Consider the following 19,466-nt stretch of genomic DNA (forward strand, 5'->3'; position numbering starts at 1 on the left):
AACACGTCTCCCAGCGTACAGGAGACGTGTCGCTCAGGCATCTTATTATTTGCCGATCATGGTGGACATGGTCTGGGCGATAAACTGTGCTCTGGCACCGAAAATCACCTGAATACCGTTGTCGCCGACGAAGACCACGCCGCGCGCGCCGAGTCCGTTCAGGCCGTCTTTATCCACCACCTCGCTTTTTGCCACTTCCAGACGCAGACGGGTGATACAGGCGCCGACGGAATCGATGTTATGCGCCCCGCCCAGCAGGGAGATGATCTCGGTTGCGAGTTCTGAATCAGACTTATCATCCGCGTTGGCGGTCACTTCAGTGCGGCCCGGCGTTTTCACGTCGAAACGACGGATCACAAAGCGGAACGTGAAGTAATAGATCAGGCCCATAGGAATGCCGATGATAATGGCATTCAGGAAGTTGGTCTTGTAACCGTTAAAGGACGGCAGGATCCCGAATGACAGATAGTCGATAAAGCCCGCGGAGAATGACTTGGCGATATGCGCATGCAGCAGATACATGGTCATGTAGGCCAGACCCGCCATGATGGCGTTAAAGACGTACAGGATTGGCGCCACGAAGATAAAGGTAAACTCGACCGGCTCGGTGATCCCCGTCAGGAAGCAGGTCAGCGCCGCAGAGAACAGAATACCGGCCGCGATTTTCTTATTCTTCGTATGGGCTTCGTGATACATCGCCAGGCACGCTGCAGGCAGCGCGAACAGCATCAGCGGGAATTCACCCTGCATGAACTTACCGGCGTTCTGGTAGGTGTCGCTGCTGAAGGATTTCACCCCTTCTTCCAGCATCTTGAACCAGATAGTCTGGTCGCCGTGGATCACCTGGCCTGCCTGGGTGGTGTAATCCCCGAACGAATACCAGAAGGACGGGTACCAGATGTGGTGCAGACCGAGCGGGATCAGCGCGCGCTCCACCAGACCGAAGATAAAGGTCGACGCCGCCTGATTATCGCCGTTCACCACCACGGAGAGCGCGTCGATACCGGCCTGAATATGCTGCCAGACGTACGGCAGCAGCAGCCCCATCAGGAACGAGAGGAACGCCGTTGCAATGGCCACGAAGCGCTTACCGGAGAAGAAGCCCAGGAACTCCGGCAGCTGCATGGTGTGGAAGCGGTTATAGCACCAGGCCGCGAGAATACCGCAGATCAGGCCGCCGAAGACGCCCATCTGCAGCGTCGGGATACCGACCACCATGGCGTATTTCCCGCCCTGGGAGGCCATCTCCGGCGTGATGCTCAGCACGGTGCTGATGGTGATATTCGTAACAAACACCGAAACGGCCGCAGACAGCGCCGCAATACCGGATTCTGACGCCAGACCCACGGCGGAGCCAATGGCAAACAGCATCGGCAGGTTATCAAAAATAACCCCGCCCGCGTTCATCATCAGCGGCAGATGAAACTTATCGCCGAAGGCCAGCAGCAGGCCCGCAGCGGGAAGCAGTGAAATTGGCAGCATTAAGGCGCGACCAATCATCGATAACTTTGACAGCGATTTAACAAACCCTGATATCAGACCCATGCTGATTTCCCCCGAGTAGCGCTTTTTTTGGCGCTGTTATTGTAAGTAGAACGTTTTAGTAGAACGTTCTACTTATCGTGGGCAAAGAGTGAAAAACGCGCAACTGAATTTTCACGTTTCAACAGATGAAATAGTGATTATTTGAAGTCGATCGATAAATAACCGCGATGGGTGTGAGGGGATTGTGAGAGAAATTGCCGGGTGGCGGCTTCGCCTTACCCGGCCTACAAACGGAGACAGTACGTAGGCCCGGTAAGCGCAGCGCCACCGGGCATCAAACGGCTCAGGCCGTAACGGTTACGCTCTGTCCTTCAAAGCTCACGGTCTGCCCCGCGACAATCTTGCAGCGCTTGCGGGTTTCCACTACTCCGTCGACTTTCACCAGCCCGTCGGCGATAACGATTTTCGCCTGCGCGCCGCTTTCGCTCCAGCCTTCCAGCTTCAGCAGATCGCACAGCTCAACGTGCGGGTGTTTACCTAATGAAAAAGTCGCCATCTTACGCGTCCCCTACGTCGTGATATTCTTCGCACGCCTGCAAAGTATTCTGAATCAGCGTGGCTACGGTCATCGGGCCTACGCCGCCCGGTACTGGAGTAATGTAAGAGGCGCGAGCCGCGGCATCTTCATACACCACGTCACCGACCACTTTGCCGTTTTCCAGACGGTTAATCCCGACGTCCACAACGATCGCACCCTCTTTAATCCACTCGCCCGGAATAAAGCCCGGCTTGCCGACCGCGACGATCAGCAGATCGGCGTTCTCGACGTGGTGACGCAGGTTTTTGGTGAAGCGGTGGGTGACGGTGGTGGTGCAGCCGGCCAGCAGCAGCTCCATGCTCATCGGACGGCCCACGATGTTGGACGCGCCGATAACCACGGCGTTGAGTCCGTAGGTGTCAATGTTATAACGCTCCAGCAGCGTCACAATCCCGCGCGGCGTGCACGGTCGCAGACGCGGCGCGCGCTGGCACAGGCGGCCAACGTTGTACGGATGGAAACCGTCCACGTCTTTATCCGGCGCGATACGCTCCAGCACCTTCACGTTGTCGATACCCGCCGGCAGAGGCAGCTGAACCAGAATACCGTCGATTTCTTTATCGGCATTCAGGGTGTCAATAAGTTCCAGCAGTTCTGCTTCGCTGGTGGTTTCCGGCAAATCGTAAGAGCGGGAGACGAAGCCCACCTCTTCACACGCTTTGCGTTTGCTGCCGACATAAATCTGCGATGCAGGGTTGCTACCAACCAGCACAACGGCCAGCCCGGGGGCGCGTTTTCCGGCAGCTTTACGCGCCTTCACTTTTTCCGCGACCTCAGAGCGCACCTGCTGCGCAATCGTTTTACCGTCAATAATCTTTGCTGCCATCAGAGAGAAGATTCCGTCTGTAACGTTTGAAAGGGGGGATGGCGTGTATTTTGTCAGAAGCGAGCGTCGCTGTCAGTCACCCTTTACGCGTTTTTATCAGTGAGACGCAAAAACCCTTCTTAGTGGATGGTCAATTTCTTAGGCGGGATTAGGATGTGACCTGGCGAAATGGCAGCGTTTTGACATATTTAAAAATCGCTTCCTGAGCTACTTTGTCTCCTCCGAAATAAGCTTTCAATTACTCAATTGAACGTATTTCTTATTCCCGATTATTCGCGGGAAGGGTTATTTACATTTTAAAGGAATAGACATGAAACTCAGCAACATTGCTTCTACTGTTATTGCAACTTTGGCCCTGGTTGCGGGTGCCGCAAATGCAGCAGATCCTGCTGCGCCGGTTTCCGTAAATGGCGGTACCGTACATTTTAAAGGTGAGCTGGTTAATGCGGCTTGTTCAGTAAATACTGATTCTTCCGAGCAGACCGTTAATCTGGGTCAGTATCGCACCGCGAAATTTACCAAAGTGGGCGATACCACCTCTAATATTCCATTCAACATTGAACTGAATGATTGCGATCCGCTGGTTGCCAAAACTGCAGCTGTTGCGTTCACCGGTCAGATCGACCCAACCGACAAAACCCTGCTGGCTGTGACCTCCGGTAACAACGACAACACCGCGAAAGGCGTGGGTATCGAGATCCTCGACAGCAAATCCAGCGTTCTGACCCCAGACGGCGCGACCTTCTCTGCTGCGCAGACGCTGATCGAAGGGACCAACACCCTGAAGTTCACCGCGCGTTATAAATCAACGGCTGCCACCACCGAGCCGGGCCAGGCGAACGCTGACGCCACCTTCGTAATGAAATACGAGTAATTCCTCCGCACAGGGATGTTCAGGCCTCAGGGACGAGGCCCGTCATACGCAAATGCCAGGAACGAAGGATGACAAGGACTGGAACACTACTGCTGTTAACCCTTGCGATGGCTTGCCCGGCATCGGCGCATACCGTGGTGATCGAAGGTGGCAAGGTTCATCTCCGGGGTGAGCTGGTGAACGGCGGCTGCGCCGTGGCCCCCGACAGCCAGAATATGCGCATCGACATGGGGCAGTACCGAACCAATTCATTTTCCGGTGTGGGCAGTTTTTCCACGGTGAATGTGCCTTTCACCGTGCGGCTGCTGGACTGCAGCGTTGATGTTTCGCGCACCGTGGGGATCCAGTTTCAGGGCGTCACACCCGCAGAGGATCCGCAGGTCTTTCTGGCGACATCGCGGCCGGGTGAAACGCCCGTCAGCAGCGGCGTGGGGCTGGCGCTCTTTGACGAACAGCAGCGTCAGATTATCCCAAACGCCACGGCCGTCAGCTGGCTGCCGATCGAGACCCGCGAGCTCGCGTTCCATTTTAGCGCCCGCTATCGGGCTATTTCCGAACACCTCGAGCCAGGCAAAATTCAGTCGGATGTCTGGTTTACGTTGATTTATCCATAACACCTGCGAACACATTATTAAAGGTACGGTTGTGATGAATACCCTAATTAAACCAGGACTTTTTTTATCGTTTATTTTGATGATGGTTTCTGCCTGCGCAAATGCTTCCGGCGGTATTGCGCTGGGGGCCACGCGCGTTATTTATCCGGCAGAGGCGAAACAAACGTCGCTGGCGATCACCAACAGCAACAAACAGGAACGCTATTTAATTAACGCGTGGATCGAAAATGCGAGCGGGCAAAAAGAAAAAACCTTTGCCGTCACCCCGCCCCTGTTTGTTAGCGAGCCGAACAGTGAAAACACGCTGCGTATTATTTACGCCGGGCCGGCGCTGCCTGCCGATCGCGAATCGCTCTTTTACATGAACGTGAAGGCGATCCCGTCGGTGAACAAAGCGAAAACAGAAAACAATAACGTGCTGCAGCTGGCGATCCTCTCGCGCATCAAGCTGTTTGTGCGCCCGAACAACCTGGCGATGCAGCCGGAAGAGGCGCTTTCCCAGCTGCGGTTTGAGCGCGCGGGCAACCATCTCAAAGTCAGCAACGCTTCTCCGTATTACATCACCCTCGTCAATCTGAAGCTGGACGGGCAGCAGCTGGATAACCTGATGGTTGCGCCGAAAAGCTCGGCTCAGCAGGTGCTGCCAGCCGGTGCCAGCGGCACGCTTTCCTGGCAGAGCGTGAATGACTACGGTGCCATCACTCCGGCGCGTAGCGTCAACCTGTGAGCAGAGTCAGGGCGATGAAAAACCACCAGAGACGTTACTGCCCGGTTGCACTGGCGCTGATGGCTGCGCTCTGGCCGCAGGCTGGCTGGAGCGAAAGTTATTTCAACCCGGCCTTCTTGTCCGACGACGCCGCCAGCGTGGCGGATTTGTCGCGTTTTGAACAAGGACACCAGCAGGCACCCGGCGTTTATCGCGTGGATATCTGGCGTAACGATGAGTTTATCGGTACCCAGGACGTGCGTTTTGAGCAGGCCGAAAACACGCCGCCGGTGGCGGGCGGTTTATCGGCCTGCATTACGCGCGCGATGCTCGATCGCTTTGGCGTTAACGTCGCGGCGTTTCCCGAGCTGGCTAAGGTGCAGGGCGAGACCTGCGTTCCGCTGGCCACGGCTATACCCGGCAGCGAAACGGCATTCAACTTTGCCTCACAGCGTCTGGACGTCAGCCTGCCGCAGGTGGCGTTGCAAAACAGCGCCCGGGGCTACATTCCGCCCGAACAGTGGGATGAAGGCATTCCCGCCGCGCTGGTGAACTACAGCTTCACCGGTAACCGGGGAAGCGAAGACGACAGCTATTACCTCAACCTGCAGAGCGGGTTGAACTATGGCGCCTGGCGTTTACGTAACAACGGCGCATGGCGGTACACGCAGAATAACGGGCAGCGGCACAGCGAGTGGCAGAATATTGGCACCTGGGCGCAGCGCACCGTCATTCCGCTTAAAAGCGAACTGGTGCTGGGCGACAGCAATACCGGGAATGACGTTTTCGACAGCATGGGTTTTCGCGGCGGCCGGCTCTTCTCGTCTGACAGCATGTACCCGGACAGCCTGCAGGGCTACGCGCCGACCGTGCGCGGGATCGCCCGTACGCCCGCCAAAGTGGTGGTTCGCCAGAATGGCTACGTTATCTATCAAAGCTACGTCCAGCCGGGCGCATTTGCCATTACCGATCTTAACCCGACCTCCTCAAGCGGTGACCTGGAAGTCACGGTCGAAGAGAAAGACGGCACCCAGCAGCGCTATACCGTGCCGTACTCCACCGTGCCGCTCCTGCAGCGTGAAGGGCGCTGGAAGTACGACCTCGTCGCGGGGGATTACCGCAGCGGGAACAGCGATCAGGATACGCCGTTCTTCACCCAGGGCACCCTGATTACCGGTCTTGCCAACGGCTACACGCTCTACGGCGGGACACAGCTGGCGTCACGCTATACCGCGGTGGCCGTCGGGGCCGGGAAAAACCTGGGTGACTGGGGCGCGGTCTCGCTCGATATCACCCACGCCCGCAGCCAGCTCGCGGACGACAGCAAGCATGAAGGGCAGTCTCTGCGCTTCCTCTACGCGAAATCCCTTAACGGCTTCGGCACCAACTTCCAGCTGCTGGGCTATCGCTACTCCACAAAAGGGTTTTACACCCTCGACGATGTCGCCTGGCGTTCAATGGAGGGCTATCAGTATGCCGATAGCCAGAACGATAGCGATGTGCCGGACGTGCAGAGCTATCACAACCTGACGTGGAATAAAAAAGGCCGCTTCCAGCTCAACGTGTCTCAGTCGCTGGGGGACTATGGCTCGGTCTATATCTCCGGTAGCGAGCAGACCTACTGGGGAACGGACGAGACGAACCGCTGGTACCAGCTGGGCTACGCGGGAGGCGTGAAGGGGATCAACTACTCCGTCTCGTGGTCGTGGAACAAATCCGTTGGGATAGACGGTACCGATCGGATCGCGTCGTTTAACGTCTCCGTGCCGTTCAGTCTCTTTACCCGTCAGGGCTATCGCCGGGACAGCGCGATTGACCGCGCCTACGCTACGGCATCCGCCAGTCGAAACAGCGATGGCGACACAAGCTGGCAAACCGGCGTCAGCGGAACGCTGCTGGAGGACCGCAACCTGAACTATAGCGTGACCCAGGGGCACGCCAGCACCAACGGCTCAAGCGGAAGCGCCAGCGCCAACTGGCAGGCGACCTACGGCACGCTGGGCGTGGGCTACAACTATTCCCGCGACCAGCACGATCTCAACTGGCAGCTCTCCGGCGGGGTGGTCGGCCACGCCGACGGCGTGACTTTCAGCCAGCCGCTGGGCGACACCAACGTGCTGATCAAAGCGCCGGGGGCATCAGGCGTCAGTATTGAAAACCAGACCGGGGTGAAAACCGACTGGCGAGGCTACGCGGTGATGCCGTATGCCACCGTCTACCGCTACAACCGCGTGGCGCTGGATACCAACACCATGAGCAACAACACCGATATCGAAAACAACGTGAGCAGCGTGGTGCCGACCAAAGGCGCGCTGGTGCGCGCCAGCTTCGATACCCGCATTGGCGTGCGCGCCCTGCTGACGGTAATGCGCGGCAACCAGCCGGTGCCGTTCGGCGCGGTGGTGCGTGAGACCAAAAGCGGCGTCACCAGCATGGTGGGGGATGACGGACAAATTTACCTGAGTGGGCTGCCGCTGGAAGGCGAACTGCTGATCCAGTGGGGCGACGGGGCGCAGTCCCAGTGTCGCGCACCTTACAGCTTGTCTGAACAGAGCCTGCAACAGGCAATCACACTTAAGGGGATCGGCTGTGATTAAAACCCAAATCTTTGCCCTGTCGCTGCTGGCGTTACTGCCCGCGACAAACGCATTGGCGACCGTGTGCGTCAATGAAAAAGGCGTGCCGACGGAGGTGCATTACGACCTGACGGATAAATTCAATAGCTCGAATAACCAGGTCGGGCAGGTCGTGACGCTCAGCGAGAAGTCGCAGTGGGTAGGGGTGAATGCCGTCTGCCCGAAGGGCACCGTCGGGAATACCACCAAGCGCAGCTATGTGACGGATTACACGATCACCGGGACCAGCGATGGCTACCAGTATCTGAAGCTTAACGATTATCTGGACGGGGCCATGAAAATCACGGACAGCTATGCTGGCGTGTTTTATCCGCCAAAAAGCTATATCCAGATGGGGAGCCATCCTAACGTCTCCAAAAACAAACCGTTTGGCGTTCAGGACTCCAGCCTTGTCTTCCGTCTTAAGGTGACCCGTCGTTTTATCAACATGGTGGTGATCCCGCGTGCCACCATGTTCCGCGTCTACGTCACCACAACTTCATCCGATCCTTTAACCACGCCGGTCTATACCATCAGCTACAGCGGAACCATTCAGGTGCCGCAAAGCTGCGCCATTAATGCCGGTAACGTGGTGGAGTTTGATTTCGGTGACATTGGCGCCTCCTTGTTCAGCAAGGCGGGCGTGGGTAACAAGCCGGAGGGGGTCTCATCGCAAAGCAAAACCATTGCAATCAAATGCACCAACGTGGAGGCGAACGCCATGCTGACGATGCGCGTCGAGGCGGAAAAAGTCTCTGATAATGTGCTGGTGTCGGATAACCCGGACGTGGGGTTCATCATTGCCAACGAGAGCGGGGCGCCGCTCACGCCCAACAACCTGACGAGCAAAATTCCGTTCCGCCTCGACGACAGCGCGCAGGCGCAGGTGGGGATCCGGGTCTGGCCGGTGAGCGTGACGGGCAATAAGCCAGCGGAAGGGCGCTTCACCTCGCGCGGGTATCTGCGCGTGGATTACGACTAAGGAGCCAATATGCGAAACGGGATCCGTTTTATCACCGTGGCGCTCTTTGCGCTTTGCACACAGGCTCAGGCGGACACCGCGTTGGGCGAGATTAACATTCGGCTCTACGGCAATATCGTCGATTTTACCTGCGTTGCCGAGGGCAGCGACAGCGACAAGACCGTCACGCTGGGCACCTGGCCCACGAAGCAGCTCAGCACCACCGGGAGCCGCACGCAGCCCATGCCGTTTACGCTGAAGCTGACCGGCTGTCCGCCGGGCGCGGCGTCCATTACGTTTTCGGGTAAAGCCGACGGGAGCAATAGCGGCTTGCTGGCGCTGAATGACGCCAGTACAGCAAGTCACGTCGCCGTTGAGATCAGGGATGCGGATAAAACGCGTCTGGCTCTCCAGCAGGCCAGCCAGCCGGTCTCGGTTGATGCGCAGGGGAATGCGATTCTGTCGTTTTATGCCAATTATATTGCCACGGCCGATAACCCTCAGCCCGGACAGGCCGATGCGGATGCCACCTTCATGATTAATTATAATTAGCACTGACCGCACTCCCTGCAGCTCAGATAAGCTGCAGGGAGTGAATTCAGGTTATAGCAGTTCGTGGGCTTTGGCGTAATCAATTAATTCCACGATGCTTTGCACGCCCAGCTTGGAATAAATATTGGATTTATGCGCGCTAATGGTCTTGTTGCTTAATAGCAGCTGTTCAGCAATTTCCTTGTTGGATAATCCATTCGCCAGATACCGTAATACCGTAACCTCGCGATTCGATAATGGCATATCCACTGCCATCCCTTTCCCTGAACCCAAATGGTTTATAAAGTTCAGCGTTTCCGATGGGAAAAAAGAATAGCCCATCAGGATCATTTCTACGGCGTTGTAGATCTCCCCTAAATCTTTTCGTTTACTGACGAAGCCATTTGCCCCGGCGCGAATAGCGCGACCCGCGTAAAATAACTCTGATTTAGACGAGAGGAACAGAACCTTAATGTTTTTGTTTAAGTTTCTGATTCTCTTAAGTAAAGCGAAAGCATCCGTGCCCGTGAGTTCTATGTCAAGGATCACCAGATCGATAGGGTGATTGCGGATACAGTCAAGGACTTCATGGCTATCGCCAGACTTGAGCTTGACTGTGATATTCTTATTTTTCTGTAGCAGGACTTCTATCGACATTCTGACGATAGGATGTTCGTCCATAATGATAACGGATGCCGGTTTCATTTTTAATGCCTCAGATTGTTAAAAGCGTTATGCAGAGTTTGGTAAAACTCTCGAAATGCCGGAAGGATATAATGTGCAGATCCCTATACCGTAGTATTTCCCTGGAAAGAGCGAAAGCATCCTTGTTTACGTAATGAAAAGAACTATGCCTCAGCGCGGTCATCTCATTTGGCTGGTGTTGGCAAAAAGGTTTTTCTTATTCAAATTTGGTACGCATCTTATTATACAGGGTAAGTTTTTTCCGAAAACCCTGTAAATTAATATCCGCGTATGGGTTTGTATTATCTTCTGGATCTGAATCGCTATTTTTTTAAAATTAGCGGAAATATCCTATTATCTCATTTACCGCATATTTTCATCTTTATGTAATAACAAAAAATAACAGATATCTCTGTATGTTGATCAGTTGTTAACAAAAATAGACATCATTTCAGGGGGCTAACCCGCGACGGTAAGGTTAAAAATTGCCCTCGCAGCCCGTCAGACCTTCATCTGAAAGTGCTTGTGTTAAACCAGATAACGGCATCTGGTGTACAGGAGAACATGCTACCCGCTTCGCTTTTTACTCCCGGTAGGGGTCGCTAAGCTGCTTGTTTTTACATCATTATCATCTTGTTAACGCCTTCTGCATTCACTTAACGGATGGAGGAAAGTGCTGCCGTTCATTCAATTTATGGCATTTCACAAGGTTTACGCCCATAAATTAGGAATAGTTATAAATTCGATTTTATTGTTAAAAATTAACATTTATGCAACGCAATTGGTAAGTAAATTCCTAAACAGCTTTAGGAAATAAGGGGTTAGGACGTGAGTGAAAACGTGCAGTCTGAGAGGTTATTAAGAAGGTGCAGCAATTCCTGGCGATGGCTGAGCCCCAGCTTCAGCAGGATGCAGCTGAGACGATAGATAATGCGGCTATAGGGGCGATTCTGCATCAGGGCAATCTGACGCAGCGTCTTGCCCCGTGAGAGCTCCTGCAGGATGGGCCATTCATTGCGCGAGAACCAGTCTTTATCGGAACCCTGCGGAGGGGCGGTATCCAGCAGGCTGTGCTGGAGCGCGGCGGCGTTCAGCTGACGTTCGAGCACATGAAAGGGGCCTGCCGCTTTGCAGAAGAGGCGGGTGTCGTAATTATCGGCCCGAACCAACAGCCAGGGCGTCAGGAACGGAGGAAACAGGCTATGCCGTCTCAACTGGTCCAATCTCTCCAGCAGCCCCGTGGACCGGCTTTCTATATCCACGACCAGACGGGCTGAGGGCCACTGGGTCTGAGCGATAAGAGCGTCGTCCAGCGTGGCGTAGTCGCAGCAGCTGCTCAGGGGAAACTGCCCGTTGAGAAAACCGGTGCGCAGGTAGTGATCCTCCGTCACCAGAAGGATAAACGGGGCGTCTGTTTTGCGGGGCTGGCTGATGGACTGGCTCAAAAATTCGAGCCGGTCGAAAAAGGGGGGAGCAAAAGGTGAGCGCGTAAATCCCAGTGCATCACTTCCTGTACGCCGCCGCCGGTAACGGCGCACTGTCATTCGCATGGTCTCCCTCCTGGAAATGGCTTTTTAATCCTCCGGCCATGTCCAGGACGGCCAGTAATACCCCTGGCCGAGATCTGCGCCTGCCTGCAGTGCCCAGGTACGATCGCGTTCAGTCTCAATACCTTCGATAAGCACTTTCCCGGCCAGCTGAAAGCAACGGGAAACCAGTTGCCTCAGCGCAGGGGTGTCGCGTAAACGCCAGAATGCTTCCTTATCTATTTTGATGCCGCTTAACGGGAGTCGGCAGGATAAAAACGACTGCACTAAGACGTCATCCACGTCATCCAGCCAGATAGCGTGTCCCTGTCTGCTAAGCTGCTGCAGATTCTGAACCACGTGCTGCTTTTGCGCGACGGGCAGCGCCAAAAAGGACGCGAGGTCGACAATCTCAATATTGAGCGGCACGCCGGTCAACCGGATAAGTCGCTGAAAAGACGCAGGCTCTGTCAGGACGGTTATCGGCAGATTAATAAAAAGGTTATGACCGTGCGGCGGTTTTTTTAACGCGGCAAGCTGTGCTTCAAGCAGCGTTATCGACCAGTCTGCGGACCGATCGCAAAAAAAGTCCTCGCTGTGCCGCGTGTCGGACAGAACGCTTAATACCTCCACGCCAACCTGGCGCATGGAGGAAAGGGCGACGATGGGCTCTAGCTTAATGCCGACGATGTCCTGAGAAATGTACTGTAACCGGGGGGGCGTATCGATCGGGTTTTGCGCTGTCACTCCATTGTCCTGTTGTCTGTCAGCCTCCAGGCGGCCGGGATACCTGGCTCTAGTGTGACGAGCTGACGTTCAGGAAAACAGCAGGCGTTACTTAAATGCAACTAAGCCTTTTCGCAGCGCTAAATTTTACGGTGAAACAGGGGTAAATGTTGAGAAAATAGCCGTATTTACAATCGGCTAGCGGTAATTGCCGCGGAAAACGGAAAAGGCATTGACTCACCTGCCATTGACCGTATAATTCTTCGCGTTTCACCGCCGCGAAGTTCACGCTTCTCAGTGCGCCCTTAGCTCAGTTGGATAGAGCAACGGCCTTCTAAGCCGTAGGTCGTAGGTTCGAATCCTACAGGGCGTGCCATTTAGTCTCAGGTACTGACTTCTCTCCCTCTCCTTACTCTTTTCGAACGTTATTGCAGACAACGCGCATTTTATGCGTTTCGTACGGCGTGACTACGCTTGCATGGGCATGCAACGGTGAGAAATGTAGGCCGGGTAAGCGCAGCGCCACCCGGCAAGAAAGGCGCCTATATTATTAATGGCAGAGTTTGTCATCCGTTTCATTATTCTTCCCTGAACAGATAAATAACCGCGTAATAAATAGAAGCCTAATTAAAAGCCGTTATCACGAAGCCTAAGGTTTTCTTAATCTTTAATTAATCCGTTTTTTAAATCTGGATTTTTATCACTTCAAACCCAACGAAAATGAAATTTTACACTTTTACGCGTAAACTGGATTGATACTAATTATCATTAGCGTTGTTGTATGCTTTAATCCTGTCCCACAAAGCTATGAGTCGTTAATCCCGTTAGTCTATAAAGGATATGTTCATGAATTCTCGCCTGCTGTCCTGCTTCTCGCTTGCCTTGTTGTCTTCATCCCTTTTCCTTTCCACACAAGCGGTTGCCGCCGATAACAACGAAGGTATCGTTGTTTATAACGCGCAGCACGAAAACCTGGTGAAGTCGTGGGTTGACGGTTTTACTAAAGAAACCGGCATTAAAGTCACTCTGCGTAACGGCGATGACAGCGAGCTGGGTAACCAGCTGGTTCAGGAAGGCAGCGCGTCACCGGCCGACGTATTCCTGACGGAAAACTCACCGTCAATGGTGCTGGTGGATAATGCCAGCCTGTTTGCGCCGCTGGATGCAGGCACCCTGAAGCAGGTACCGGCAGAATATCGTCCGGCGCACGGCCGTTGGATCGGCATTGCCGCCCGCAGCACGGTGTTTGTGTATAACCCGGAAAAGCTGAACGAACAGCAGCTGCCTAAATCGCTGATGGATCTGGCAAAACCCGAGTGGAAAGGCCGCTGGGCGGCATCCCCGTCAGGTGCGGACTTCCAGGCCATCGTGAGCGCGATGCTGGCTCTGAAAGGCGAGAAGGCCACCCTGGAATGGCTCAAGGCGATGAAAGCCAACTTCGTTGCCTATAAAGGCAACAGCACCGTGATGAAAGCGGTTAATGCCGGTCAGATTGATGGCGGCGTGATTTATCACTACTACCGTTTTGTCGATCAGTCCAAAACCGGTGAAAACAGCAAAAACACCCAGCTCTACTACTTCAAACACCAGGATCCTGGCGCGTTCGTAAGCCTCTCCGGCGGCGGCGTGCTGGCGTCCAGCAAACACAAAGCGCAGGCGCAGGCCTTCATCAAATACATTACCGGTAAAGAAGGGCAGGAAAGTCTGCGTACCAACAATGCCTTTGAGTATGCGGTGGGCGTGAACGCGGCCTCAAACCCGAAACTGGTTCCGCTGAAAGATCTTGATGCGCCGAAAGTTGAACCTTCAACGCTCAACAGTAAAAAAGTTATCGAGCTGATGACGCAAGCCGGTCTGCTGTGATCCTGAGAGTGAAGTGAACGCCTTATGTCTGGTCTGAGTCTCGACATCGGAAAAAACAGAGTGCAGGAGCCTGCCCGCAGGCGTCCTGCGCTGCCGATGGTTGCGTTAGCTGTATGGTTTTCATTGATGGCGCTTCTGCCTTTGGGTTTTATCATTGCCATTGGCATTGAGACCGGCTGGGAAACCATTAAGGCGCTGGTGTTTCGCCCGCGCGTGGCTGAACTGCTCAGCAACACGCTGTGGCTGACGGCTTTAGCGGTTCCGCTGTGTATCGTGACGGGCGTGGCAATCGCCTGGCTCACAGAGCGCACGCAGCTTGCCGGGCGGGGGATCTGGTCTGCGCTGGCGGTCGCCCCGCTGGCGATCCCCGCGTTTGTGCAAAGCTATGCCTGGGTGAGCGTTGTCCCGTCCATGCACGGGCTCTCCGCGGGCGTGTTCCTCTCCGTTCTTGCCTACTATCCGTTTATCTATATGCCGGTTGCGGCGGTACTGCGTCGTCTTGACCCGACGCTTGAAGATGTCGCCGCTTCGCTGGGAACGCCGCCGTGGCGGGTCTTTTTCCGCGTGGTGCTGCCCCAGCTCAAGCTGGCTATCTGCGGCGGCGCGCTGCTGGTGGCGCTGCACCTGCTGGCGGAATACGGCCTGTACGTGATGATCCGCTTTGATACCTTCACCACGGCAATTTATGACCAGTTCCAGTCTACCTTCAGCGGCCCGGCGGCGAACATGCTGGCGGGCGTGCTGGCCTTGTGCTGTCTGGCTATCCTGATGCTGGAAGGCGTAACGCGCGGCAAAGCACGCTACGCGCGCATTGGCGCCGGGGCCGCGCGTGAACAGAAACGCTGGCCGCTGAAGCCTGCGGCTGCCGCGCTGGGCCAGCTGTTTTTCATCGTGCTGATCGTGCTGGCGCTAGGCGTGCCGCTAATTGTCCTGTGCCGCTGGATTTGGCTCGGCGGCGTGCAAAACTGGATGAGCGCCGATCTCTGGCACTCTCTGCGCCAGACGCTAATGCTCGGCGTGGGCGGAGCGCTCCTGACGACGGCGTGCGTGATCCCCATCGCGTGGCTCGGTATCCGCTATCCGCACCGTATCTTCCGGATGCTGGAAGGGTGCATCTATATCACCAGTTCACTGCCGGGAATCGTCACTGCCCTGGCGCTGGTCACCGTCACCATTCATTACGCCCGCCCCATTTATCAAACGGAAATTACCCTGTTCCTGGCCTACCTGCTGATGTTTATGCCCCGCGCGCTCATCAACCTGCGGGCGGGGATTGCGCAGGCGCCGGTCGAGCTGGAAAACGTGGCGCGCAGCCTGGGCAGCACGCCCGCGAAGGCGCTCTGGAGCGTCACGATGCGGCTGGCCGCGCCGGGTGCGGCGGCGGGGGCCGCACTGGTTTTCCTCGGCGTCAGCAACGAGTTGACCGCCACGCTGCTGCTCTCTCCGCTGGGCACGCGCACGCTTTCCACCGGATTCTGGGCGCTGACCAGCGAGATTGACTATGTGGCCGCCGCGCCTTACGCGATGCTGATGATCCTGATTTCACTCCCGCTGACCGCCATTCTCTATATGCAGTCGAAAAAAATTGCAGGGCTATGACATGCTTGAATTAACCGCCATTTCTAAATCGTTTTCTGATGTGCAGGTGCTCGACAGCTTAAACCTGAGCGTTGCGCCGGGCAGCAGGACGGCGATTGTCGGGCCGTCCGGGTCGGGGAAAACCACGCTGCTGCGTATTCTTGCCGGGTTCGAAACGCCTGACACCGGGCGCATTGTCATGCAGGGGAGAGCGCTGTTTGATGAAAACAGTTTTGTTCCCGCCCACCTGCGCCGAATCGGTTTCGTGCCTCAGGAGGGCGCGCTGTTCCCGCACCTCAACGTGGCAGACAACATCGCCTGGGGGCTGGACGGCACCCGCCACGAGAAGCGCCAGCGCGTTGAGGCGCTGATGGAGATGGTTTCTCTGGACAGGCAGCTCGCAACGCACTGGCCCCACGAGATTTCCGGCGGACAGCAGCAGCGCGTGGCGCTTGCCCGCGCGCTGGCCCAGCGTCCTTCCCTGATGCTGCTGGATGAACCGTTCTCGGCGCTGGACACCGGCCTGCGCGCCATGACGCGTAAGGCAACGGCCGATCTGCTGGCCGAAGCGGGCGTGGCCTCGATTCTGGTCACCCACGATCAGAACGAAGCATTGTCCTTTGCCACGCAGGTTGCCGTGATGCGCTCCGGACGCTTCATGCAGGTCGGCACGCCTTATGACGTCTACACCCGTCCCGTTGACGAAGAGACGGCGCTGTTTCTGGGCGATGCCGTGATCCTGCCTGCTCGGCTCGCTGCCGGGTATGCGGTGTGCGCGCTGGGTGAAGTGCCGACGGACAACGCGCAGGCGACAGGAGAGGGCAGGGTAATGATGCGCCCTGAACAATTACGCGTGACGGCGTGTGCAGCGCATGAAAGCCCGATCTCGATTCTTGATGTGGACTTCACCGGACAGCTGTCGACGCTCACCCTGGGATTAGCCGGGCAGAAGCAGCCCGTGATTCTGAAGACCGTAAGCCAGCCAGGATGGAACCCGGGCACGGCGGTACGCATTGATATTGCTGGCACCGCGCGGGTATTCGAATATTCTTAATACTCGTTAGTAATTTCATGCAACGGGTTGTTATAAAAGAATTTTCCTGAACATATGGCATTTCCTGAGATTCTCTACCATGCTCATAAAACCTCACCACACTGCGTGAGGTTTTTCGTAGTTGCTGATTAATCTCAAGGAAAAAGGTTATGAAAAAGACGACTGCTATTTTGTTGGGAACGGCGTTACTGTTTACAACCAATGCTTTTGCTGCTCAGCTGCTGACTAAAAGCGAGTTCAAAAAAGTTGCATCTCAATATAAAAAAATCGGTACGGTAAACACCTCGAATGAAGTATCGGTTGATGATGCAAAAAAAGAACTGATTGAGAAAGCCGATAAGAAAGGCGCGGATGTCCTGGTGCTCACGTCAGGTAACACCAACAATAAAATTCACGGTACGGCCAATATCTACAAGAAAAAATAATAGCTTTGCAGCCACCCCCGAAACGGGGTGGTTGTTCCCCTCTTTTTTCGCCAAACCTCCTCATGAACGCGGTTACACTTGCTAACACATAGATAATGCGTATAGTTCTCATTTGCATTGCACCCAATACATTCTAAGGCCCGACAACGGGTCATTTTTGCGCGCACTTTAAAATGAGTTAACTATGAACAACACCATCATGCACAAGACGCTGCTGGCGCTTGCCGTTAGCGCGGTGACCCATTCCGCCTTCGCGGCGGACGATCAAAAAGAGGACACCCTCGTTGTCCAGGCTGCACCAGCCAGCGATTTCAAACCCGGCGGCGACCAGCTGGTACCGGCCTTCCTTGACGGACAGGTCGCGAACGGTGGGCGCATGGGGATGCTGGGCCAGCAGAACGCCATGGACGTGCCGTTCAACATCATCAGCTACACCTCGAAGCTGGTGGAAGATCAGCAGGCGAAAACCATTGCCGATGTCGTCGCGAACGACGCGGGCGTGCAGTTCGTTCAGGGGTACGGCAACAGCGCGGAGACCTACCGCATCCGTGGCCTGAAGTTTGACGGCGACGACATGACCTTCGGTGGCCTGTCCGGCGTGCTGCCGCGCCAGGTGGTGGATACCCAGATGGTTGACCGCATAGAGATCTTCAAAGGGGCCAACTCGCTGATGAACGGCGCGGCAAGCTCCGGCGTGGGCGGGATGATCAACCTTGAGCCAAAACACGCGGGCGAACTCCCGCAGGCGAAGGTCGGCGTGGACTACACCTCGGATTCCCAGTTTGGCACCACGCTCGACGCGGGCCGTCGCTACGGCGACAGCGACCAGTTTGGCGCGCGGGTGAACCTGGTCCATCGCGAAGGGGAAACCGGCATTGCGAACGATCGCCGCCGCACCACGCTGCTCTCTACCGGCCTGGATTACACCGGTGACCGCTTCCGCACCTCGCTGGATCTCGGCTATCAGAAGAAAACCTTCCACGGCAGCCCGACCAGCGTCAATATTTCCGCGGTGGATTTCGTGCCCGAGCCGCCGAAAAACGATCGTAACTTCTCGCAGAAGTGGGCTTACAGCAACATCGAAAACGAATTTGGGATGTGGCGCAGCGAGTACGACATCGCCGACGGCTGGACCGCCTATACCGGTCTGGGCGCGCAGCACGCGCATGAGGAAGGCATCTACAGCGCGCCGAAGCTGGTGGATAAAAGCGGCAAGGCAACGGTCAGCCGTCTGGATACCAACCGCATCAGCGATTCCGTCAGCGGCATGGCGGGCGTTCGCGGTAACTTCACTACGGGCTTCGTCTCGCACAAGGTCAACGTCGGCTATTCGGCGATGACCAAAAACGAAAAAATCGCGTGGAAAATGTCGGCGGCGAAGGATAACCCGACCACCAACATCTATCACAATACCGGCGTCGATATGCCGGACAGCACCAACTTCAACGGCTCCGGCGGGAAGTACAGCGATCCGCTGACCAGCGGGCGCACCCGTACGCAGGGCTGGCTGCTGAGCGATACGCTGGGCGTGCTGGACGACAAACTGCTGTTCACCGCGGGCGCGCGCCATCAGAAGGTGGTCATTCGCGGGTATAACAAAGTCACCGGTGCGGAAAACGCGGCGGACGGCTTCGACGGCAGCCGCTGGATGCCCACCTACGGCGTGGTCTACAAGCCGTGGGAGGCGATCTCCCTCTATGCTAACCACACCGAAGCGCTGCAGCCGGGCAAAACCGCGCCTAACACCGCCACCAACTACGGCCAGAGCACCGGAATCGTTCACTCCAGGCAGAACGAAGTGGGCGTGAAGGCGGACTTTGGCCGCGTGGGCGGATCGCTTGCGCTGTTCGAAATCAAAATGCCGTCGGCGATCCTCGACGACAGCGGCCACTACGGCCTTGACGCTGAACAGCGTAACCGTGGCGTGGAGCTGAACGTCTTCGGCGAGCCAATGCTGGGCATGCGTCTGAACGCCAGCGCCACCTGGCTGCAGGCCGAGCTGACCAAAACCAAAAATGGTGTGAATCAGGGCAACGATGCGATCGGTATTCCGAACTTTTACGCCGTGCTGGGCGCAGAGTATGACATCAAGCCGATTGACGGCCTGACCGCCACCGCCCGCGTGAACCACTCCGGCGCGCAGTACGCTGACCTGGCAAACACCAAAAAGCTGGACAGCTACACCACGCTGGATCTGGGAATGCGCTATCGCTTCGCGGTGAACCACAATGAAAACCAGATGACGGTTCGCGCGGGCATCGACAACGTGACCAATGAAAACTACTGGGCCAGCGTGGACGATTCCGGTACCTATATTACGCAGGGCGAACCGCGCACCTTTAAGGTCTCGGTTGGCTACGCGTTTTAAGCGTTCCATCTCGTTATCCGGGGCAGGGATGC

Annotated in this window: 17 protein-coding genes and 1 tRNA gene; 12 read left to right on the forward strand and 6 right to left on the reverse strand. The window is 55.9% G+C overall.

Annotated elements, in window-relative coordinates; translation table 11 throughout:
• Positions 1-45: 45 nt before the first annotated feature.
• The 3 genes from AC2TE5_RS05370 to folD all read right to left on the reverse strand — a co-directional run bounded on the left by AC2TE5_RS05370 (position 46) and on the right by folD (position 2,909).
• On the reverse strand, positions 46-1,545 hold the full coding sequence (locus tag AC2TE5_RS05370; RefSeq protein WP_213328786.1) for a PTS transporter subunit EIIC: 1,500 nt from the start codon (positions 1,543-1,545) through the stop codon (positions 46-48).
• Between the two features lie 283 nt (positions 1,546-1,828).
• The gene (gene ybcJ / locus AC2TE5_RS05375; RefSeq protein WP_023334767.1) at positions 1,829-2,041 is read right to left on the reverse strand and encodes a ribosome-associated protein YbcJ; all 213 of its coding nucleotides are present in this window, start codon (positions 2,039-2,041) and stop codon (positions 1,829-1,831) included.
• A 1-nt stretch (position 2,042) separates the two neighbouring features.
• Positions 2,043-2,909: a bifunctional methylenetetrahydrofolate dehydrogenase/methenyltetrahydrofolate cyclohydrolase FolD gene (gene folD, locus AC2TE5_RS05380; protein ID WP_484612785.1), complete on the reverse strand. Its 867-nt coding sequence runs from the start codon at positions 2,907-2,909 to the stop codon at positions 2,043-2,045.
• Between the two features lie 310 nt (positions 2,910-3,219).
• Between folD and fimA the strand changes: the two genes are divergently transcribed.
• The 6 genes from fimA to sfmF all read left to right on the forward strand — a co-directional run bounded on the left by fimA (position 3,220) and on the right by sfmF (position 9,231).
• Positions 3,220-3,783 carry a type 1 fimbrial major subunit FimA gene (fimA, locus tag AC2TE5_RS05385; RefSeq protein WP_023310641.1) on the forward strand — a complete coding sequence of 188 codons (564 nt, stop codon included), beginning with the start codon at positions 3,220-3,222 and terminating at the stop codon, positions 3,781-3,783.
• Between the two features lie 68 nt (positions 3,784-3,851).
• Positions 3,852-4,397 carry a type 1 fimbrial protein subunit FimI gene (gene fimI, locus AC2TE5_RS05390; RefSeq protein ID WP_024906881.1) on the forward strand — a complete coding sequence of 182 codons (546 nt, stop codon included), beginning with the start codon at positions 3,852-3,854 and terminating at the stop codon, positions 4,395-4,397.
• A 34-nt stretch (positions 4,398-4,431) separates the two neighbouring features.
• Positions 4,432-5,124: a type 1 fimbria chaperone FimC gene (gene fimC, locus AC2TE5_RS05395; RefSeq protein WP_484612786.1), complete on the forward strand. Its 693-nt coding sequence runs from the start codon at positions 4,432-4,434 to the stop codon at positions 5,122-5,124.
• Positions 5,125-5,138: 14 nt separating this feature from the next.
• A complete protein-coding gene (locus AC2TE5_RS05400) occupies positions 5,139-7,700 on the forward strand; it encodes a fimbrial biogenesis usher protein (RefSeq protein WP_484612787.1) in 2,562 nt (853 codons plus the stop codon).
• Positions 7,693-8,700: a type 1 fimbria D-mannose specific adhesin FimH gene (gene fimH / locus AC2TE5_RS05405; RefSeq protein WP_349628221.1), complete on the forward strand. Its 1,008-nt coding sequence runs from the start codon at positions 7,693-7,695 to the stop codon at positions 8,698-8,700. The genes AC2TE5_RS05400 and fimH overlap by 8 nt, the downstream gene beginning before the upstream one ends.
• A gap of 9 nt (positions 8,701-8,709) precedes the next feature.
• Complete coding sequence (sfmF, locus tag AC2TE5_RS05410) at positions 8,710-9,231, forward strand: fimbria assembly protein (protein ID WP_249665870.1); 522 nt, start codon at positions 8,710-8,712, stop codon at positions 9,229-9,231.
• A 51-nt stretch (positions 9,232-9,282) separates the two neighbouring features.
• On the opposite strand, the gene fimZ is transcribed toward sfmF, so the two are convergent.
• From fimZ to AC2TE5_RS05425, 3 genes are all read right to left on the reverse strand, one after another.
• Positions 9,283-9,915 (reverse strand): fimbria biosynthesis transcriptional regulator FimZ, encoded by a 633-nt coding sequence (gene fimZ / locus AC2TE5_RS05415; RefSeq protein ID WP_033144828.1) that lies wholly within the window; start codon positions 9,913-9,915, stop codon positions 9,283-9,285.
• Between the two features lie 800 nt (positions 9,916-10,715).
• Positions 10,716-11,444 carry a helix-turn-helix transcriptional regulator gene (locus tag AC2TE5_RS05420; protein ID WP_193940306.1) on the reverse strand — a complete coding sequence of 243 codons (729 nt, stop codon included), beginning with the start codon at positions 11,442-11,444 and terminating at the stop codon, positions 10,716-10,718.
• Positions 11,445-11,468: 24 nt separating this feature from the next.
• Positions 11,469-12,167 (reverse strand): EAL domain-containing protein, encoded by a 699-nt coding sequence (locus AC2TE5_RS05425; protein WP_484612788.1) that lies wholly within the window; start codon positions 12,165-12,167, stop codon positions 11,469-11,471.
• 278 nt (positions 12,168-12,445) lie between these two features.
• On the opposite strand from AC2TE5_RS05425, the gene AC2TE5_RS05430 reads away from it, so the two are divergent.
• The 6 genes from AC2TE5_RS05430 (at position 12,446) to AC2TE5_RS05455 (ending at position 19,434) form a co-directional block, all read left to right on the forward strand.
• A tRNA-Arg gene (locus AC2TE5_RS05430) sits at positions 12,446-12,522 on the forward strand.
• A 470-nt stretch (positions 12,523-12,992) separates the two neighbouring features.
• On the forward strand, positions 12,993-14,009 hold the full coding sequence (locus AC2TE5_RS05435) for an iron ABC transporter substrate-binding protein (RefSeq protein WP_213328783.1): 1,017 nt from the start codon (positions 12,993-12,995) through the stop codon (positions 14,007-14,009).
• Positions 14,010-14,033: 24 nt separating this feature from the next.
• Positions 14,034-15,608 carry an ABC transporter permease gene (locus AC2TE5_RS05440; RefSeq protein ID WP_484612789.1) on the forward strand — a complete coding sequence of 525 codons (1,575 nt, stop codon included), beginning with the start codon at positions 14,034-14,036 and terminating at the stop codon, positions 15,606-15,608.
• Position 15,609: 1 nt separating this feature from the next.
• Complete coding sequence (locus AC2TE5_RS05445; protein WP_213328781.1) at positions 15,610-16,641, forward strand: ABC transporter ATP-binding protein; 1,032 nt, start codon at positions 15,610-15,612, stop codon at positions 16,639-16,641.
• 149 nt (positions 16,642-16,790) lie between these two features.
• Complete coding sequence (gene yahO, locus AC2TE5_RS05450) at positions 16,791-17,066, forward strand: DUF1471 family periplasmic protein YahO (RefSeq protein WP_023310654.1); 276 nt, start codon at positions 16,791-16,793, stop codon at positions 17,064-17,066.
• A 184-nt stretch (positions 17,067-17,250) separates the two neighbouring features.
• The gene (locus AC2TE5_RS05455; RefSeq protein WP_484612790.1) at positions 17,251-19,434 is read left to right on the forward strand and encodes a TonB-dependent receptor; all 2,184 of its coding nucleotides are present in this window, start codon (positions 17,251-17,253) and stop codon (positions 19,432-19,434) included.
• The last annotated feature ends 32 nt before the right edge of the window (positions 19,435-19,466 follow it).

Source organism: Enterobacter sp. N5-15 (assembly GCF_057221635.1).

Excerpts from the sequence above, each read along its gene's own strand:
- AC2TE5_RS05370 (WP_213328786.1), bottom strand. The coding sequence starts at position 1,545 with ATGGGTCTGATATCAGGGTTTGTTAAATCGCTGTCAAAGTTATCGATG.
- ybcJ (WP_023334767.1), bottom strand. The coding sequence starts at position 2,041 with ATGGCGACTTTTTCATTAGGTAAACACCCGCACGTTGAGCTGTGCGAT.
- folD (WP_484612785.1), bottom strand. The coding sequence starts at position 2,909 with ATGGCAGCAAAGATTATTGACGGTAAAACGATTGCGCAGCAGGTGCGC.
- fimA (WP_023310641.1), top strand. The coding sequence starts at position 3,220 with ATGAAACTCAGCAACATTGCTTCTACTGTTATTGCAACTTTGGCCCTG.
- fimI (WP_024906881.1), top strand. The coding sequence starts at position 3,852 with ATGACAAGGACTGGAACACTACTGCTGTTAACCCTTGCGATGGCTTGC.
- fimC (WP_484612786.1), top strand. The coding sequence starts at position 4,432 with ATGAATACCCTAATTAAACCAGGACTTTTTTTATCGTTTATTTTGATG.
- AC2TE5_RS05400 (WP_484612787.1), top strand. The coding sequence starts at position 5,139 with ATGAAAAACCACCAGAGACGTTACTGCCCGGTTGCACTGGCGCTGATG.
- sfmF (WP_249665870.1), top strand. The coding sequence starts at position 8,710 with ATGCGAAACGGGATCCGTTTTATCACCGTGGCGCTCTTTGCGCTTTGC.
- fimZ (WP_033144828.1), bottom strand. The coding sequence starts at position 9,915 with ATGAAACCGGCATCCGTTATCATTATGGACGAACATCCTATCGTCAGA.
- AC2TE5_RS05420 (WP_193940306.1), bottom strand. The coding sequence starts at position 11,444 with ATGCGAATGACAGTGCGCCGTTACCGGCGGCGGCGTACAGGAAGTGAT.
- AC2TE5_RS05435 (WP_213328783.1), top strand. The coding sequence starts at position 12,993 with ATGAATTCTCGCCTGCTGTCCTGCTTCTCGCTTGCCTTGTTGTCTTCA.
- AC2TE5_RS05440 (WP_484612789.1), top strand. The coding sequence starts at position 14,034 with ATGTCTGGTCTGAGTCTCGACATCGGAAAAAACAGAGTGCAGGAGCCT.
- AC2TE5_RS05445 (WP_213328781.1), top strand. The coding sequence starts at position 15,610 with ATGCTTGAATTAACCGCCATTTCTAAATCGTTTTCTGATGTGCAGGTG.
- yahO (WP_023310654.1), top strand. The coding sequence starts at position 16,791 with ATGAAAAAGACGACTGCTATTTTGTTGGGAACGGCGTTACTGTTTACA.
- AC2TE5_RS05455 (WP_484612790.1), top strand. The coding sequence starts at position 17,251 with ATGAACAACACCATCATGCACAAGACGCTGCTGGCGCTTGCCGTTAGC.